This window comes from Gottfriedia sp. ABJ_BB2_2 (assembly GCF_055484705.1).
This window is the reverse complement of sequence record NZ_JBVFKR010000002.1, coordinates 210,293-226,088: the sequence shown is the minus strand read 5'-3', so window position 1 is coordinate 226,088 and position 15,796 is coordinate 210,293. Positions and strand designations below refer to the sequence as shown.

General features: G+C 33.0%; 9 protein-coding genes. 5 read left to right on the top strand and 4 right to left on the bottom strand.

What is annotated here, in order from left to right:
• Positions 1–54 precede the first annotated feature (54 nt).
• Positions 55–900, top strand: coding sequence for a C39 family peptidase (locus ACX6U0_RS05965; protein WP_464959061.1), 846 nt, complete (start codon positions 55–57; stop codon positions 898–900).
• On the opposite strand, the gene asnB is transcribed toward ACX6U0_RS05965, so the two are convergent.
• Both asnB and ACX6U0_RS05955 read right to left on the bottom strand, forming a co-directional pair.
• A complete protein-coding gene (gene asnB, locus ACX6U0_RS05960) occupies positions 890–2,788 on the bottom strand; it encodes an asparagine synthase (glutamine-hydrolyzing) (protein WP_464959060.1) in 1,899 nt (632 codons plus the stop codon). The genes ACX6U0_RS05965 and asnB overlap by 11 nt on opposite strands.
• A gap of 498 nt (positions 2,789–3,286) precedes the next feature.
• Positions 3,287–4,324 (bottom strand): 2,3-butanediol dehydrogenase, encoded by a 1,038-nt coding sequence (locus ACX6U0_RS05955; protein ID WP_464959059.1) that lies wholly within the window; start codon positions 4,322–4,324, stop codon positions 3,287–3,289.
• Positions 4,325–4,624: 300 nt separating this feature from the next.
• On the opposite strand from ACX6U0_RS05955, the gene ACX6U0_RS05950 reads away from it, so the two are divergent.
• Positions 4,625–5,215, top strand: a complete 591-nt coding sequence (locus ACX6U0_RS05950) for a TetR/AcrR family transcriptional regulator (protein WP_464959058.1) — start codon at positions 4,625–4,627, stop codon at positions 5,213–5,215.
• Positions 5,216–5,462: 247 nt separating this feature from the next.
• Here ACX6U0_RS05950 and ACX6U0_RS05945 read toward each other — a convergent pair whose 3' ends face one another.
• Positions 5,463–6,119, bottom strand: coding sequence for a DJ-1/PfpI family protein (locus ACX6U0_RS05945; RefSeq protein WP_464959057.1), 657 nt, complete (start codon positions 6,117–6,119; stop codon positions 5,463–5,465).
• A 932-nt stretch (positions 6,120–7,051) separates the two neighbouring features.
• Between ACX6U0_RS05945 and ACX6U0_RS05940 the strand changes: the two genes are divergently transcribed.
• Positions 7,052–11,461, top strand: a complete 4,410-nt coding sequence (locus ACX6U0_RS05940) for a S8 family serine peptidase (protein WP_464959056.1) — start codon at positions 7,052–7,054, stop codon at positions 11,459–11,461.
• Between the two features lie 207 nt (positions 11,462–11,668).
• Here ACX6U0_RS05940 and ACX6U0_RS05935 read toward each other — a convergent pair whose 3' ends face one another.
• On the bottom strand, positions 11,669–12,562 hold the full coding sequence (locus ACX6U0_RS05935; RefSeq protein ID WP_464959055.1) for a 3-hydroxyacyl-CoA dehydrogenase: 894 nt from the start codon (positions 12,560–12,562) through the stop codon (positions 11,669–11,671).
• Between the two features lie 266 nt (positions 12,563–12,828).
• On the opposite strand from ACX6U0_RS05935, the gene ACX6U0_RS05930 reads away from it, so the two are divergent.
• Both ACX6U0_RS05930 and ACX6U0_RS05925 read left to right on the top strand, forming a co-directional pair.
• Entirely contained in the window at positions 12,829–13,725 is an 897-nt protein-coding gene (locus tag ACX6U0_RS05930) for a LysR family transcriptional regulator (RefSeq protein ID WP_464959054.1), read from the top strand.
• A gap of 976 nt (positions 13,726–14,701) precedes the next feature.
• The gene (locus tag ACX6U0_RS05925) at positions 14,702–15,637 is read left to right on the top strand and encodes a LysR family transcriptional regulator (protein ID WP_464959053.1); all 936 of its coding nucleotides are present in this window, start codon (positions 14,702–14,704) and stop codon (positions 15,635–15,637) included.
• Positions 15,638–15,796 lie beyond the last annotated feature (159 nt).

The window sequence follows — 15,796 nt, the reverse complement described above, 5'->3', positions numbered from 1 at the left end:
CGAAATTAAGTATAGGAACAGGAAAAAATTATATACTTATGTGAGGGATAGTGAGTGGATGATAATTTAATTTTCTTATTCTCTATTATTACAATTGTTCTTGGCTTTTTAATCTTATTTGTAAATTTTCAAAAGTTAATAAGTTACTACTTATTAGCAATCTTTTTTATTTCTTTTCTTTTGTTTGGATATGCAATTTTGAACACGCAAAGTATAAGAAGTTCCTTATTGAAACATGAAATAAATAAAGAAACTAGTTTAGATAACCCAAAAGTTTCGCAGAATGTCTTAAAGGATACTGTGTTATTAGACATTCCGATCATAGCTCAATTACCAGAGTTACCCAGGGGATGCGAGGTAACTAGTTTAGCTATGATGTTACAATATGCAGGAGTCAAAGTGGATAAGTTGGAATTGGCAGATAGTATTAAGAAGGATTCAACGCCTTTTCAAGTTATTAATGGCATTGTAAACTTTGGGAATCCGAATATTGGTTTTGTAGGAGATATGTACGCATTAAAAAATCCTGGTTATGGAGTTTATCATAAACCAATCAAAGAACTTGCTGACATGTATTTATCTAATTTAGTGGTTGACTATACAGGTAGTGATTTTAGTAAGATAGAGACTATGTTGTCCAGTGGAGTACCAGTATGGATAATTACCAATTCCAGGTACAAAGAATTACCTCCTGAACAATTTAAAAAATGGAATACACCTGAAGGGGAACTTAATATAACCTACCGTGAACATTCTGTTTTGATTACTGGATATAATGAAGATTATGTATATGTGAACGATCCATTAACAGTTGAAAAAAATAAAAAAATACCCAAGCAAGATTTTATAAAGGCTTGGGTACAAATGGGAAGTCAAGCAATTTCATATGTTAACTCGTAAGGATTGCTTGTCTATGTTTATTACCGATATTATTAAAATTATAGGCATTTTCTATAAAAACTTGATGCCATACCATAAAAGCGATTATGGTCCACAATTTTCTACTATTATCCTTTTTGTTTGTTACATGCTCTTCTAATAATTTCAATACTTCTGCTTTTTTAAATAGATAGTCGGTAGGGCTTGTATGAAATAATTCCGTTACCCAATCGTATATTTCATCTTTTAACCAATGTCGGATGGGAACCGGAAACCCTAATTTCTTTCGGTTCAATACATGATCTGGAACTATGCCTTCTGCTGCTTTTCTTAGAATATGTTTGGTCGTATTGTTGGTTATTTTGTGATTTGTACTAATTTTTGATGCAACATTAAATACTTCTTTATCTAGAAAAGGAACTCGAAGTTCAAGTGAATTAGCCATAGTCATTTTATCCGCTTTAAGAAGGATATCTCCTCGTAACCAAGTATGGATATCTACATGCTGCATTTTTGTGACTGCATCAAATGACTGGGCTTCTCTAAAAATAGGTGCTGTTATTGTGGTATAGTCCAATTGGTTCTGATAATCAGTTAGTATTTTCCTTTTTTCTTTTTCTTCAAACATTTTCGCATTTCCGATATATCTTTCTTCCAACGGGGTTACACCACGTTCCAGAAAGTTCTTTCCTTTTATCCCATCAGGAAGAATTTGGCTCATAACCCTTAAAATACTTTTTATGGGAGCAGGAATATGGTTAAACATCCTAAGAGAATGCGGCTCTCGATAGATATTATATCCTCCGAATAGTTCATCTGCACCTTCACCTGATAAGACAACTGTTACATGCTTTCGTGCTTCCCTAGCAACAAAGTATAGAGGGACTGCTGCTGGATCAGCAAGTGGATCATCCATATGCCAAATTATCTTTGGTAATTCAGCTAAATACTCCTCAGGAGAAATGATATAACTAATATTTTCTATATTAAGTGCATTTGCTGTTTCCTTTGCTACATCCACTTCACTGAATCCATCTCTTTCGAATCCAACGGAGAATGTTTTTAAATTTGGATTCAATTGTTTAGCTAATGAAACAACAAAAGAGGAATCGATGCCTCCAGATAAGAATGAACCAACTGGGACATCACTTCGCATATGGACATTCACAGAATCCGTCAGCGCATCACGAAGTTCTTTTGTTAATTGATCTTCTGATTGATTCATTGGCTGAAACTGTGGTTTCCAGTAACTACGGATGATCATTTTACTTCCAGGTTTTTTAGTGAAATAATGGCCAGGCTCCAGTTTTTTTACGTTCAAAGTCATCGTGTGAGGTTCTGGTACGTATTGAAAACTTAAATAGTGTTGCACAGACTTAGGATCAATCCCTCCATCAATAGCTAGAAGGATACTCTTTTTTTCAGATGCAAAGTATGTTGTATCTTCATTTTCAGCATAAAAGAAAGGCTTTATGCCAAAGTGATCTCGGGCTCCAAATAAGTTCATTTCTTCTTTATCCCAAATTAGTAGCGAAAACATGCCTCTTAATTTTTGAACAGCTTCCTCTTTATATTCACTGTATAAGGCTAAAATCACTTCTGTATCAGATTTAGTAACAAATACATGTCCTTTATTCGTCAATTCTTCTCGTAATTCAATATAGTTGTAAATCTCACCATTAAAGATAATCCAATATCGATCATTTTCATAGGGTAGAGGTTGATGCCCATTATCGATATCAATAATACTGAGTCGTCTAAATCCAAAATTTATATAATTATCAAAATAGTAACCTTCATCGTCCGGTCCTCTATGAGTAATCATCGAGTTCATTTCTTTAATTTTATTTTTATTAAACGAATTTAATAATTGAGGTTTATTATGCAAACATCCTACAAATCCACACATATTTTTCACCAACCTTGTTGTATTTTATTATGAATTTTAGTGATATGATCAGTTAATTAAACTAATTGATTAAATCTACAATGTTAGTATAAACTCTAAATATGTAGAAATTATGGAGATGTAAAGTTTAATTTGGTATTTTCTAGAAGTAAGAAATACTTGTGCAATAATAGTCATCGTTTAATATTAGAAAAAGAATTAATCAATAAAAAAATACCTGTATTTATAAAAAAGGGTAACAAGGAAAGTATGTTTCTTAAAGGAAACTAATTAGAATATGTAATTTTGAGATGACTTATGTGAATTTTTTCTTAATATCTTGTGTTCAAGAATTTAATGACAGTAAGATGGATAGAAATAGAAGTAACAGTTTTGGCAAATATGGTTATTTATAATTAGTAATGTAAATTGAGAACAAACAATGTACAATAGAATAAAAGAATGAACCTACTCCTTGAATTTAGAAGGAGTAGGTTCATTCTTTTATTTGAGATAGAATTATTTAAGATTTTCTACTTTAGGTGTTACAAGAATTTTACATTGAGATTTATCGTTTATTAATGCTTCAAATCCTTCGTTTATAATATCATCTATAATAATTTTCTTAGTGATTAATAATTCTGGATTAATTTTACCGCTAGAGAATAAGTTTATAACTTCCGGAAAATCATCTGTATAACAGAATGATGTTGAGATTTTCTTTTCATTAATAATAAACCAATTGGGTTGGAATGAAACTTCTTTTTCGTATATTGCAACAATCATTAATTCACCAGACTTTCTTAAAGCGTCAATCCCTGCTACAAAAGTTGGCTGTACTCCTGCTGCTTCAAATGCAACGTCTGCACCAATCCCGTTTGTCAGTTCCATTATTTTCTTTACAGGATCTTCCTCGATTGGATTAATTACATGTGTAGCACCAAGTTCTAAAGCTTTTTTTCGACGAGGTTCAGACATTTCTACAACAATTACTTGTTTTGCTCCTTTTACTTTAGCAATAGCGGTTACAAATAGCCCGATAGGTCCAGCTCCAAATACTACACATGTATCACCAGTTTTTAATGTACTACTTTTTACAGAATGATGAGCTACTGATGCTGGTTCAACAAGTGCAGCTTGTTCAAAAGTAAGATTTTCAGGTAATATGTGTACATTTTCTTTACGTACTAGTATATACTTTGCATAAGCTCCATCTGCTGTAAAACCTTGAATTCCAAAATCTACACAAAGATTTCGACGACCTTGTTGGCAGTAGTCACATTTTCCACAAGTCAACATATTCTCTCCTGCAACACGATCGCCAACTTTAACATTTTCAACTCCTTCGCCAATTTCAGCAATTCTACCTGCATACTCGTGACCCATTACCTTATTCCCATTAATATTTATCGGCCCCGCAACATATTCATGTAAATCACTTCCACATATTCCGCACCACTCTACTTCAATTTTTACATATCCAGGTTTCACATTTACTTCTTCAACATTTTCTATACGAATGTCTTTGGCGTTATAAAATTTTGCAGCTTTCATCATAGTTAAAGCCCCCATACGTATTTTATATTTTTTAAAACAAATAATAGTGCTTACCATTATTGTTTTGTAAGCGCTCTTAAATATTAAAACGTTTAATAAAATCCAACAACCGACAGATTTTAATTGTTTGTATTATTTCCAACAAAAAGTAAAGATATGTCTAAAAAAACTTTGAAAAGTAGATATTAGTAAAGATTTAAAGTTAATTGTATTTGAAGTATTTTCAAATGTAATATATATTATATAGTTTATTTGCTGGATTTTATAAAACCTATAAATACATATTTGAGGTATGATTAGATGGATCGTCGTGTAAGAAAAACAAAAGCAGAGATAAAAAATGCACTATTCAAAGTTGCCGCTATGAAAGGAATCGAAAATGTTACCGTACAAGATATTATTCAAGGTGCAGATATTAATCGAGCAACATTTTATTATCATTACAAAGATAAATTAGAATTAATAGAAATCATTGAAAATGAAACCCTTGAAGGATTAATACAAGATTTAGTCTTTCCAAAACAGGTCAAATCTTTTGCAGATATTGTTTATCCTCCAATTCTTGCATCACTAGAGCATGTAAAAAGATATGAAGAGGTTTACTCAATGTTATTGAGTAATAAAGGAATCACTGATTTCCGATGGGAAATGTTAAATATCATAAAAATCTCTGTAAGAAAAAGTATTGAGCACCTTCAACGGAACAACAATATTGAAATAACAATTGATAAATCTTTTTTAGAAAATTTCATTGCAGGAGCACATGTATCGGTAATTATTGATTGGGTTAATAATGGTTTAGAGAGTGAACCAACTTTAATTGCTAATCAATTAGCGAGTGTTTTAACAAATGGAGTTTATAAAGAATTCAGTAAAGATTTCGAAAAATGAGAATTTAATTTGGTTGATTAAAAGAATATATATTTTACTCTTGTTCAACTAATGCAGATAGGTATATTTTAGATTCTAAAAAATCTTTAAGTAATAGGGGATTTTGTAGTGCAAATGGAACTAAAAGGATAGAATAGCAGACACTTCTTCTGCTTTCCTATCCTTTTTACTTTAAAATATATGATAAATAATACACTTATTTCTAACTGTTCTATTAACTATGTGCATCTATCAATATAAACTCAATTTAATCATTTGGCTCCCTTTTAGCAAGCTCCTTTAACATTTCTCCGATTGCTTCTACTAATAATTTAGGCGCTTTCTTTGGAGAACCAGTATCAAAAGGTGGCTGAGGATCGTATTCCAAAATCAGTTGGACTCCTTTGCTTACATCTTCTCCCATTTCCCATGCTAATAGTTGAAGTGCCATATCAATTCCGGCGGAAATACCTGCTGCTGTAACGATTTTATCTTGACGAACAACTCTCTCATCAGTTGGAATAGTACCAAGTGATTTTAGTAGATCGAAGGATCCCCAATGAGAAGTTGCAAGTTTCCCATTTAACAAGCCCGCTGCGCTCAAAATCAATGACCCATTACAAACTGATGTTGTCCACTTAGTTGTTTCATCCATTTGGCGAATCCAAGTTAACGTTTCCTCGTCATTCATTGGAGTTTTATAATTTGGTGGACAGCAACCTGGAACAACTAGAACGTCAGCTGAACTAACCTCAGAAAAACTATAATCGGCATGCAAATATCCCATACCCGAGTCCAGTTTAATTAATCCTTTTTCTTTTGCGACAAACTTCACTTCACATTTAAGTGAAGCTGAAAATACTTCGTATGGACCAATTGCATCTAATGCTGTGATTCCATCATAAAGCATAATTGCGATTTTCATGTTGAATTCTCCTTTATAATTAAATTGCAACTTACATTCAAACATATACATACCTATCAAAGTATTGGTTGTGATTTGTGAACCAATGAGCAAAAATAAACTTTACATCTAGGATCTGGATAACTATAGAATCTTTTAAAAGTATGTCCTCCTAATTTTCACATCCTTTACAGGAGTGCTTTTAATCTTAAATATTCTAATCAAAATGAATATCTATTATTATTTTAAAACCTCATTATTATTAAAGTAAAATTAATAATAGTGAATTTAAATTAAGTCCGACTTAAATATGGGCTAATAAGTATTTTGAACAATTGAAATAGATTCTTAAAGTTGCTAAAGCAATTAGAACCAAGTTAATAAAATATCCATAACTTTTAGCCTAATTACATAAGGTTATTTTTTATATTTACAAACTGTATTCTAAATATTTGGAGTTTACTATTGTAGGTGATTCAGGAGTAAGTCCATAAGAACAAGATATCAGGAGAAAATGACTTACTTAGGACCAAACTCGAAATAACACAATCTTTCACAAGTGTTATCAGCTGGCGAAATGCGGGGAACACTTGTCCCGCTGCTCATTTATTTTAAGATAAAAATGTTAGAGTGGTTAGTTCTAAAAATAAATTTAATGCTAAAGACTTAGTTACTATCTTTCAACATATTTTCATCTTAATTTTTCAATCATTTTCATCAAAAATCCGGTATTGTTAACTTTTCTAAATACTTATAACATTAAGAATAGTTTTCCGAGTATTATGCGAAGGTGGGATAGAAAAGATGATTTAATATTAAATTTTTGAGGAAAGTGGAGGACGATGAGGATATAAAATAACTAAAATATATTCCGATTGTAAAAGTTTCCTTCTCTTATTAATGTTTTATATCCGCTATACTGAAGTACAATTTTTGAAAGAGGTGGTAATTAAATGAAAAAAAGAACTAAGTGGATTAAAGAAAGAACCGCAATTTGCATTGTTACTTCAACCCTAGTAATCACTAATGCTAAACTTACTTTTGATTTACCAATTGGTAATGCTAAAGAAACTAGTCAGGATGATACGATGACACGTGTCGTGGTCGAGATGGAAGGCGCACCTGCTATTCGATCCTTGCCGAATTCAGAGCATTTAAGAGAGACCTCCAAATCTACTGAAAGAAAGTTAAAAGAAAAAATTGAGAGTTTAAAACAATCACATGGGATTGTGTTGCAAAAGATAAAAGAAAAGGGGATTCCATTCAACAAATCTAATGAATATACGTTCACATTTAACGGGATGTCATTACAAGTTCCAAAAAATAAAGTGGATGAAATGCGTTCCCTTCCAGGTATAAAAGAAATTTATCTTGATCAAGAATATCATGCAAACTTAACTAAAAGCGTTCCTTTAATAGGTGCTCCAGATGTTTGGTCTAAACATGACAATAATAATCAAGAAGTTACTGGTAAAGGAGTCACAGTCGCTGTAATTGACACAGGCGTCGACTATGATCACCCAGACCTTGGCGGGGCGTTCGGACCTGGGCATAAAATTGTTGGAGGATATGATTTTGTGAATAATGATATTGATCCTATGGATGATCAAGGCCATGGTACTCATGTGGCAGGAATCATAGGAGCAAATGGAAATATGCAAGGGGTCGCACCTGACACTTCGATTACAGCATATAAAGTCTTGAACCAAGATGGTTCAGGTAATACATCCGATATCATTGCTGCTATTGAAGCTTCTATCTCACCGGACAACCCGTACCCAGCAGATGTCATTAATATGAGTCTGAGTGGTCCTGGGGATGGTACTGATCCCATCTCCATAGCCTCACAAAATGCGGTAGATGCCGGGGTTGTTGTTGTTGCCGCAGCCGGAAATGATGGCCCTAGTTACGGGACTATCGGTGCTCCAGCTATTGCCGAGGGGGTACTTGCTGTTGGAGCAAGTGTAAGTGGTATTAAAGTTCCTGACGCGAAAATGGTTACCCCTGTTGAAGGGAATTTGTCCGTTACCCGCCTTGGATTTACAGCAAATCCTCCTGAAGCGGCCATCACACGCGAGCTGGTAGACGTTGGAGTAGGGGGACTAGAAAATTACGAAGGTCTAGATGTAAAAGGAAAGATTGTACTTATTCAATCGCCTCAAGGTGTAGAACCAATGCAACATTACTATAGGGAGGCAATTACAGCACAAGAAAAAGGGGCGGAGGCCGCGATTTTTTTTGCGCCTGAGCAATCTGGACCTGTTTTTAAATCAGGAGATACTATGCAATCTCACTATTCATCCTATCCTAATGAAAAGTTAAAAGCACAGCACCAATTCCTGACAGGTTCATCTATGGATGGTCGACTGGAAAATCTGGTAGCTATGCAAATTGACTATACAAAAGCTGAGGAATTAAAGTCCACCTTGGCCAAGGAAACTGTCAAAATAATGATTACAGGAATAGATGCAACAGATCAAATTGCTGACTTTAGTTCACGTGGTATTTACGACGTCGGTGCAAAGCCTGATTTAGTCGCACCAGGTGTGGAAATAAATTCAACTTACATCAAGAGTCAGAATAATGAGTCTGGTTATGAAAGATTAAGTGGAACAAGCATGGCGGCCCCTCATGTGGCCGGTGCAGCTGCCCTTCTGAAACAGCTCAAGCCGACATGGAATGGTAGTGATATTTCAAGTGCTTTAAAAGAAACAGTTAAACCACTATCATCAATTGATTTACTAACACAAGGGGCAGGAAGATTGGATGTAAAGGCTGCTGCGGAAACCAATGTGGTCGCCTCACCTAATTACTTAAATTTTGGAATAGCTGATTTAAAAGATTCAAAGATTCATAGAAGTGCTTCATTATCATTAAGCAATTACGGTGATAAGTCAGTTGATATAGATTTCACTGTAAAAGACGATACAAAAACTGATGCATCCGTTACTGTAAATCCATCTAATATTCATTTAGAACCAGGTAAACAGGTCAATGTTGAGGTAAATATTAACATGAATCGACCAGATCAAGATACGGATATCTCTGGTTGGATAGAAGGTAATATTCAATCTGGGAAAGAATCACAACATTTACGAGTGCCATACAATTTTATTACGAGGCATTTCCAAATTACTGCGTCACCTGATCCAGTGGCATCAACAGTAAGTGAAACAACAGGTTATATATTTAGTCCGACTCACCTGACACAAGCTCCTAAAGTGACGGTTAGAACGCCAAGTGGAAAAACAAAAGAAGTGACGGCCATTTTTGATCATGATCGTTGGTGGAAGGTGCCCGTACAAACTGATGAAGTGGGAGTATATCGGATTGATGCAAGTTCCACAATAAAAGATACGAATAATATTGAATCTACAATAATAGGTTCTGGTTTTCTGGAAAAATTGGCTGCAGTTAAAGAACACGCTTCAACCTGGAAAACTATTGGCCCATACTCTAATACAGGACTGATGAATTTTGACTTAAAAAATTCTAATAGCATGACAGTTTTACCGTCATTGAGTCTATCATTTTTCCGTTCTGAAGATAAGGCAGAAACTTGGCATGAATATCGAAATTTCCCTGTAGCAGGAGGATTACCTCGTGATATAGCAGTTGATCCTTCAAATGAAGAAAATTTATATGTAGCTATTAATGCAAGAGGTCTTGATCTTACTTATGAGGGTAAGATTGTGGCTAGTAAAGACGGGGGAAAAACATGGAAAACCTTAGCATTTCCGAACATAGGGATAATGGATCTAGAGATTGATAAAACCGGACAGAAACTAGTTGCTATTTCGCGAAACGAGGTATATGTCAGCACGGACAGAGGAATAAATTGGGTGAAGATGCCTGGAAATTGGTCATTTCTTAATAAAGTAAAACTTCTGAATAATGACCTTTATGTTTCAGCAAGTGAAGATGGTATTAACTTTGGTATTTACTTGTTTAAAGATGTATTCTCTGGGTTTTCTAAATCTAATTTATTGTTTAAAGCACCTAGATTTTTAGCTACTAAACAGATTGATGGCAACGAGGATATTTTAATAACAGGGACTGATAGTACAGGACCGAATCATGGAGTGTTCGCTTCTTACAACAAAGGTAAAGATTGGAAAGAAATAACACATAATAATATACCATTTAAAAGTATAGCCCGAATAGAAATTCTAGATGATGAAATTTATATTGGGACATTTTATGATGGGATTTGGAGAAGTAATGATAACGGTAAAACATGGGAATTAATGGAAAAGCCACTTCCGGGAAGTAACTCACTAGAAATAGATTTTGCATTGGGTGCAAAGTCTTCTCCTAAAGGGATGCGACCATTTTATGTATCTTCTGAACAGGCAGGGATCTATCGAACTGAGAATAAAGGTGAAACATATAAACGAATTGGTATTCCCGGAGCGAATGTGTATAGCCTGGCTATTTCGCGAAATTCTAAAGGATATCAGTTACTTGCAGGGACTGACTCAAACACGTACATGACAGCGTTACCAAATCAAAAAAAGGTTGATTCCTCAATATTAGAGTGGGGAGCGGCAGAAGGTGAAGGTAGAACAGGAGAAAGTGTGTATGAAATAGCTACTTCTCCATCAGATCCTAATGTTGTTTACAAGATACGCTATAGTGTTTGGACTGGAATGTATGTTTACCGAAGTAATGATGGAGGGAATAAATGGGATCTGAAATTTGAAGAAGGAACGGTCCCGTTAGCTATGCATATTAGTCCAACCGACTCCAAGCAAATCATTATTTCTTATAACAATGCTGATGGACCGGGTATCTATATAAGTAAAGATGCCGGGGAGAATTGGAAAAAGATTAAACAAAAACAACCATTTACATCTATAGTAGCTGCTGATCCTAAGAATCCTAATCGAATTTGGGCCGGTGGAAATGAAGGTCTATTCTTGTCCGAAGATATGGGTCAGACTTTCAAAAAAATGCAAAACATTCCTGTGAGCAGTATTGCGGTTGACTCACAAAATCTAGACCATTTAATTGTCGGAGGAAACTATTTATATAGAAGCACAGACGGTGGTAAATCATTCGAAAAAGCAATGGTTGCAGGTAGTAATGAGCTCAACATGTTTATAAATGATATTATTGTTTCCCCTAATAATGGTAATATCATTTATGCAGCCGCGGGTTCTTTTAGAAAAAGTGGACTTATTAAAGGAGGTCGAGGTGTGTTAATCAGTATTGATGGAGGGAAAACTTGGACTAATGTATCCGAGGGACTAGAGAATAAAAATACTACAGCACTTGAACTTTCTCCAGACGAAAAATATTTGTTTGTAGGCACACAGGGTGGCAGTGTTCATAGAATGGAATTAAACAAAAAACACCATTAAAAAAATTTTCCCCATTCCGCTTCATGGAGTGGGGAATTTTATCCAAAAAACGATAAGGCGCAACTGTGAAACTTAGTGAAGTTGTAAAAATTTTTACTGAGTGTGATACTAAATTATGAAAAATACATAATTCAAAATGTCTAATTCTCTAACAGCTAGAGAATTAGTAAAAAAATCACAACCGATAATGGTTGTGATTTTTTAATACTACTTTAAGAAATCTTCGGCTAAAAATATAGGATTTGGATATTTATAGAATCCTTCACCTGCTTGTTTTCCAAGTTTTCCTTTATCAATAAATTCTCTTTTCAAATAATCCGCTATTTTAGCACCTTCTTCATTACCTTGATCTCCTAAGGATTTACCAACGTTATATGCTGTATTAATTCCAATAATATCTAGCCAAGCAAAAGGGCCAAATGGTGCACCTGATGTAAGCATCCAAGTTTTGTCAATTGATTCTGGATCAGAAATTCCGTTTACAAGCAACGTTTGTGCTGCTAGTAAAAACGGAATAAGAAGCGAATTCATCACATATCCTGGTTGTTCTTTATGAATCGGAATTGGAACCATTCCAATTGCTTTAGCAAATTCGATGACATCTTGAAAGATTTCTTCTTTTGTTCCAGAGTGTTTCATAATTTCTGCGACATTAAATTTCCATATTTCATTAGCGAAATGCAATGCTAAAAATTTTTCGGGTCTACCTGTAAATTCGGCGAATTGACTTGGTAACAAGGTTGAAGAATTAGAAGCAAAAACAGTTTTATCTGGTGAAACATTTGCTAAGTTTTGATAGAAATCTTTTTTTATTTCAAGCAATTCGGGAATCGCTTCAATTACTAAATCTGCATTTTCAACTGCTTTCGATAGATCGGTATATAGTGTTATACGATTGTATGCCGCTTCTACTTCTTTTTGATTGGCACTGATATCTTCTTTGTAACGTTCCATGTAATTTTTTAAACGTGTATCTGCCATTTCTATCGCGTTTTCATTTATGTCATATAAGGAAACTTCAAATCCCTTAAAAGCTGTTTGAAATGCAATTTGACTTCCTAATACTCCTCCACCAGCAACTGTAATATTTTTATAATTCATATATATTGCCCCCTAAATTTTATTAACGTGATTGTTCCCTTTTTTATTATCCCCCAACAAACTTGCACTTATATTACTTAGAATAAACAATCTTCCTTTAAAAGATAGAGTTTGATAAATATAGTAGTTTCTTTAGTTTTTCAATTACTAACTTAAAATATATTAATCAAGATGATCATTTGTATTTATTTTATTATTTCATTAATATTAAAGTAAAATTAATCCTAATTAAATAGAATTAAGCTCAACTTAAATTGGAGGTAACTATGTATTTAGAACAATTAGAATATATTCTTGAAGTTGCCAAAACAGGTTCGATTATTAACGCTTCAAAAAATCTGCATGTATCTCCATCAGGAATTAGCCAGTCAATATCGCAATTAGAAGACGAATTTGGAGTGAAAATATTTAGTCGATCTAGGGGACAAAATGCTGTACCAACGTATGAAGGCGAATTAATAATCAAACAAGCCATTCAGATTATGATGAACCTCCATAAGCTTCATGAAATGGTTGCTTCTTTTAGCTCTCTGAATAAGGGGGGGATGAAGGTAGCAGCTATAACCGGTGTTATGCCATTCTTGCTACAAGCAAGATCAAGTCTTAAGGTTGATTATCCTCAGATTGATTTACAAATAACTGAAAGTAGTACAGAAGATATTATTCACGATGTGAAAAAACATAACATTGATATAGGATTAATTGCTGTAAATGAGTTGATTATTGATAGTGATTTAAACAGTGAAGTGTTATTAGAATCGAAAATTAAGGTTTATGTAAATAAAAATTCTTTGTTAGCTTGTAACAAAAGGGTAATGCCTCAAGAACTAATGAAATTTCCTTTTATTATATATAAGGATGACTATTATAATTGGTTAACTCAGGAATTATTCCGTGATTTAGGAAATATTGAAATTGTATTTACATCGAGTAATGTTGATGTGATTAAAAGTGCTGTTGTAGAAGATATAGGTATAAGTATAGCACCGGATTATTACATGAAAAATGATCCATACATACTAAATGGAATGTTAATCCCTCTCGAAATAGATGTGAATAACAAAATTACTAATATTTCCATTCAAATGGTTTGGTCAAAAGATATACATTCATCCAACTTGATCCATAAATTTGTAAAATATTTGAAGGCAAGTTTACAGTAACAGTCCATGTTGATTATTTCATAATAATGTAAGAGTAATGATTAATTCAATTCTGAAAATTAGTAATCAAAACTAGAACATTACTCTTATTCCAACAACGATAAAAACAATAAAAAGAAATGAGTAAAAATTTTATATAGGAAGTCGATACGATATTGCGTTAAAAGATATGACCTGCTCCTAACCGGGCAGGTTTTTTTGAATAACTTTTTTATTTGATCGACACTTTTAATTTATTTGAAGATTTGAATGAAATTCTATTGTTGCTATATTAAGTGGGTTAAGAGGTGAATAAAATTAACTACCTTAATGAGGAAACCATTTTAGTGAATTAAATATTATCAACTTATATTTAAGGTGTACTTAATTTTATTTAACTACTATTAATTTTACTTTAATAAAAATGAAACTATAAAATAAACATACATACCTTTAATAGTAAATTTAAGTTAAATAATTAAATTTACTATTTTGTGCATTTCCAAAAGTTCTAAATGGCTATTCCATCATTAAAGGAGGTTTTGCTTATATTGCGATAAAGGAGAACTTTTAATAATCGAAAATTTTTATTTGAAAATGGCACATTTACACATGAGCAGGAACAGTAGTAAATAATTCTTTACCTGTAACTGTTAATCGAATCACCTCTAAATAATTCATTCACAAAAGAATCTGTTATTGATGTATAAGGGTATGCTGCTGTATCAAGTAAAGAATGAAATCATTCAAAATAAGGGTAAAGACTATGGATATGGATTTAGCAAAGAAGATAGTTCATTTACAATCCGGATAAAATTATTAAAAATAACTAATTTCATACAGATATACATAGTAATTGTTTCAAATATCAATAGTGTTCAATAAAACTTACAAGGTGTTCGACATGTTTGACCGTATGTTGATCAACTTATTATTAAATAGGTTGTAGTAGATTAAACACTAACTGATGATGAATATGACAAAGATGGTGAAAAACATGGAGTTGAAACAATTAGAATATTTTATGGCAATATGTGAAGAAATGCATTTTACAAGGGCCGCAGACAATTTAGGAATTGGACAATCTGCTTTAAGTTACCAAATCAAAACCTTGGAAGACGAACTTGGTATTCCACTTTTTGACAGACTGGGTAAAAAAATAGCAATAACTGAAGCTGGCAAAATTTTTATGAAACACTGTCATAATATTTTAGACTCGATTAAAAGCGCTAATAATGATTTACAGGAATTGCAAACGCTTAATAGAGGACGCTTAATCATTGGTGCACTTTCTGGTGATTTAAGCCATATTGCTTCAATGACATTATTAGAGTTTCACTCTATCTACCCACAAATACAATTGCAATTTTTGGCTTTGGATAATGTCGTTAAAAAAATAAAACAAAATGAATTTGACTTAGTATTAACAATTATTCCACCTGAAGATGACCAATTAAAAATGATCCCACTATATGAGGAGGAATTTTACCTAGTTGTACATGATGAACATGTATTAGCTAACCAAAACAATGTAGAATTAAGAGATTTACAAAATATACCTCTAATATTAAATCCAAAAGATCATTGCTTCAGACATTGGTTTGATGCAGTGTGTGGTAAACAAGGGATTTTTATCGATCCGATTATTGAGTCGACCGATATAAAATCAATTATCAACCTAGTTTTGGAAGGGAAAGGCGCAACTATTTTATCTAGTAGGCTATTTAACCTGGAAAATAATGGGCAATTAAATGCTATTAAAATAAAACCATCTCTCATTAGAAAAGTAGCAATTGTCCATCATAAGCAAAAACATATTGGAGCTGCAGCAAATGCGTTTAAAACTTTATTAAATTCCTACATCGAAAAATATAGTCTGGAAAATAGTGAGGGTACTAACGCTTCTAAAGAAAATATTCCTAATGCAATCTAATAAGGTTGTTCTATGATTATTTAATTTATAAAAATATGATAATAAACTATAAGAATAATTGATTCAAATTGTTTAAATGAGTGATACCCAATAAAAAGTAGTATTGGGCTTTCAATTAAAAAATCCTGAATCCTTACAATTTGTTTAAATTATTAGTAA

Excerpts from the sequence above, each read along its gene's own strand:
- ACX6U0_RS05925 (WP_464959053.1), top strand. The coding sequence starts at position 14,702 with ATGGAGTTGAAACAATTAGAATATTTTATGGCAATATGTGAAGAAATG.
- ACX6U0_RS05950 (WP_464959058.1), top strand. The coding sequence starts at position 4,625 with ATGGATCGTCGTGTAAGAAAAACAAAAGCAGAGATAAAAAATGCACTA.
- ACX6U0_RS05940 (WP_464959056.1), top strand. The coding sequence starts at position 7,052 with ATGAAAAAAAGAACTAAGTGGATTAAAGAAAGAACCGCAATTTGCATT.
- ACX6U0_RS05930 (WP_464959054.1), top strand. The coding sequence starts at position 12,829 with ATGTATTTAGAACAATTAGAATATATTCTTGAAGTTGCCAAAACAGGT.
- ACX6U0_RS05945 (WP_464959057.1), bottom strand. The coding sequence starts at position 6,119 with ATGAAAATCGCAATTATGCTTTATGATGGAATCACAGCATTAGATGCA.
- asnB (WP_464959060.1), bottom strand. The coding sequence starts at position 2,788 with ATGTGTGGATTTGTAGGATGTTTGCATAATAAACCTCAATTATTAAAT.
- ACX6U0_RS05935 (WP_464959055.1), bottom strand. The coding sequence starts at position 12,562 with ATGAATTATAAAAATATTACAGTTGCTGGTGGAGGAGTATTAGGAAGT.
- ACX6U0_RS05955 (WP_464959059.1), bottom strand. The coding sequence starts at position 4,324 with ATGATGAAAGCTGCAAAATTTTATAACGCCAAAGACATTCGTATAGAA.